The 2,902-nt window shown below is 44.7% G+C and carries 1 protein-coding gene; it reads left to right on the top strand.

Going from position 1 to position 2,902, the window contains the following annotated elements; genetic code table 11:
• Positions 1–644 precede the first annotated feature (644 nt).
• Positions 645–2,549, top strand: coding sequence for a molecular chaperone DnaK (gene dnaK / locus O9295_RS22055; protein ID WP_288035381.1), 1,905 nt, complete (start codon positions 645–647; stop codon positions 2,547–2,549).
• Positions 2,550–2,902: the final 353 nt, after the last annotated feature.

Here is a 2,902-nt window from a genome sequence, read left to right as displayed (position 1 = left end):
CTGTGAGTTAGGGATAGGTATAGCAGCTTCTTAAAAGTTGCCTAAAGATTAATCAAGTCAAGGAGAATTTATTCTCAATTATAAAAATTGAGATAGTTTGTGCCGCTTAAATAAAGAGGTTTTGATAACCAAATTAAAGCAGCTCTAAAGAGTTTTGAGTTAAAAGTTAAACTTCAAGTTTTCATTCAGGACGAATGTACTGATTAACTAATTTTTTGGGGAAAATTAGTTAACCCATCATTATAACATATAATTAATTTGCAAGAGTTCTAAAGTAAAGTGCGGTCAATTTCTGAACTATGGTAATGATCTTGATGTCTGAGATTCATATTTTCTACTTAAAAGAGAGGAAGTGAGGGATTTCCACCACCACTCCAGGGAAACCAAGGAGAGCGAGCATGGAGTGGTAAGAACTAAGAGTTTGTCTCACTTCTGACTCCTTTCCTTCACCACTAACTCTTTGATCCCGAACTGACATTAGCAATACTACCAAAAAGGTTCGGATACCTACACTATCGAGAAAGCGGGGTTATTTTGCACTATAGAGATAACGAAGGAACTGATAGGGGTGGGTATCGCCTAAAAACCGAGTACAGTTCCGATTCTAGAAGTCACTATAGTTGTATCGGAGCAGCACAAAGATTATGGGAAAAGTAGTTGGAATTGACTTAGGGACGACTAACTCCTGCGTCGCGGTTATGGAAGGGGGCAAACCCACCGTTATCGCCAACGCCGAAGGATTTAGAACCACGCCCTCAGTCGTCGCCTACGCCAAAAGTGGCGATCGCCTAGTAGGACAAATCGCCAAACGTCAAGCGGTAATGAACCCGCAAAATACTTTTTATTCCGTCAAACGCTTCATCGGCAGGAAATTCAACGAAGTTACCAACGAAGCCACAGAAGTATCCTACAAAACTCTCCAAGACGGCAACGGCAACGTTAAATTAGACTGTCCCGCCCAGGGCAAACAATTCGCCCCCGAAGAAATTTCCGCCCAGGTACTGCGGAAACTGGTGGAAGATGCCAGTAAATACCTCGGCGAAACCGTTACCCAAGCAGTCATCACCGTACCCGCTTATTTTAATGACTCCCAACGTCAAGCCACCAAAGATGCCGGGAGAATTGCTGGGGTTGAAGTTCTCCGCATTATCAACGAACCCACCGCTGCCTCTCTTGCCTACGGATTAGACAAAAAAGCTAACGAAACCATTCTCGTTTTTGACTTGGGTGGGGGAACCTTTGACGTATCGGTTCTAGAAGTGGGTGATGGTGTCTTTGAAGTTCTCGCTACCTCTGGAGATACTCATCTCGGTGGTGATGACTTCGATAAAAAAATCGTCGATTATTTAGCCGGAGAATTCAAAAAAGTTGAAGGAATAGACCTCCGTCAAGATAAACAAGCCCTGCAACGTCTCACGGAAGCGGCAGAAAAAGCCAAAATTGAACTTTCTAGCGTTACCCAAGCGGAAATTAACCTGCCCTTCATCACCGCTACCGCCGAAGGACCAAAACACCTAGATACCACTTTAACCAGAGCTAAATTTGAGGAAATTTGCGCCGATTTAATCGATCGCTGTCGGATTCCCGTCGAAAATGCCATCCGTGATGCCAAAATCGATAAATCTGCCCTCGATGAAGTGGTTCTCGTCGGTGGTTCAACCCGGATTCCCGCCGTTCAAGAATTAGTTAAAAAAGTTCTGGGCAAAGATCCTAACCAAAGCGTTAACCCCGATGAAGTGGTAGCCGTAGGTGCCGCTATTCAAGGTGGTGTCCTCGCTGGTGAAGTCAAAGATATTCTTCTGCTTGATGTTTCGCCCCTGTCTTTGGGTGTGGAAACCCTCGGCGGTGTGATGACGCGGATTATTACCCGCAACACCACTATCCCCACCAAAAAATCGGAAGTTTTCTCCACGGCAGTAGATGGACAAACTAACGTGGAAATCCACGTCCTGCAAGGGGAACGGGAAATGGCCAAAGATAACAAGAGTTTGGGAACTTTCCGACTCGATGGTATCCCTCCCGCTCCTCGTGGTGTGCCTCAAATCGAAGTGGTCTTCGACATCGATGCTAACGGTATTTTAAATGTCACCGCTAAGGATAAAGGTACAGGAAAAGAACAATCGATCAGCATCACCGGCGCTTCTACCTTGCCCCAAAATGAAGTGGAACGCATGGTTAATGAGGCAGAATCGAACGCCGCGACCGATAAGGAACGTCGTGAACACATTGAACGCAAAAATCAAGCTGATTCCCTCGTTTATCAAGCTGAGAAGCAGTTAGCCGAGTTGGGCGATAAGGTTCCCCCATCCGAGAAAAATAAAGCCCAGGCATTGATTAAAGATCTGAAAGAAGCGATCGCTCAAGACGACGATGGTAAGATCAAAACCATCCTACCGGAATTACAACAAGCCCTCTACGCGATCGGTAGCAGTATGTATCAGCAAGGGGCCCCTAGTAATCCCACCGGTGGCAATGACGACAATGGCCCCTCTGGTGGTGCTGGTGGTGGCGATGATGTCATCGATGCGGAATTCTCCGACGCTAAATAAAAATTAAGTTCATAGCTTCGGCAAGGACACAATTTACTTTGTGTCCTTTTTTCATTGCGGCTTTCTTACAGATAAGGTTGTTATACTAAATCCGTTGAGTATAGGCTACATATCAGGAGAGGCACTCATGCAAGAGGCACTCATGCACAACGGAGAATAAATAATCAGTTTTTAATAAGCGGATTTATTGTTACTGAAAATTAGGACTAAACTTAAGTAGGGCTTGCTGAATAAATCTAAAAACCTTGTTGGATAAGACTTTTGGACTTTTTTCCCCTCAAAAAGTACCAGATATGGGAGTGATCAGGGGTAAATTCAGGGACTTTTTCCCTGAAAATTAGGTAATTGACCCC

This window comes from Microcystis sp. LE18-22.4A (assembly GCF_027531105.1).
GTDB classification, from domain to species: Bacteria; Cyanobacteriota; Cyanobacteriia; order Cyanobacteriales; family Microcystaceae; genus Microcystis; species Microcystis aeruginosa.
Note: the sequence above shows the minus strand (reverse complement) of the source record. Positions and strands in the feature narration are given on the sequence as shown.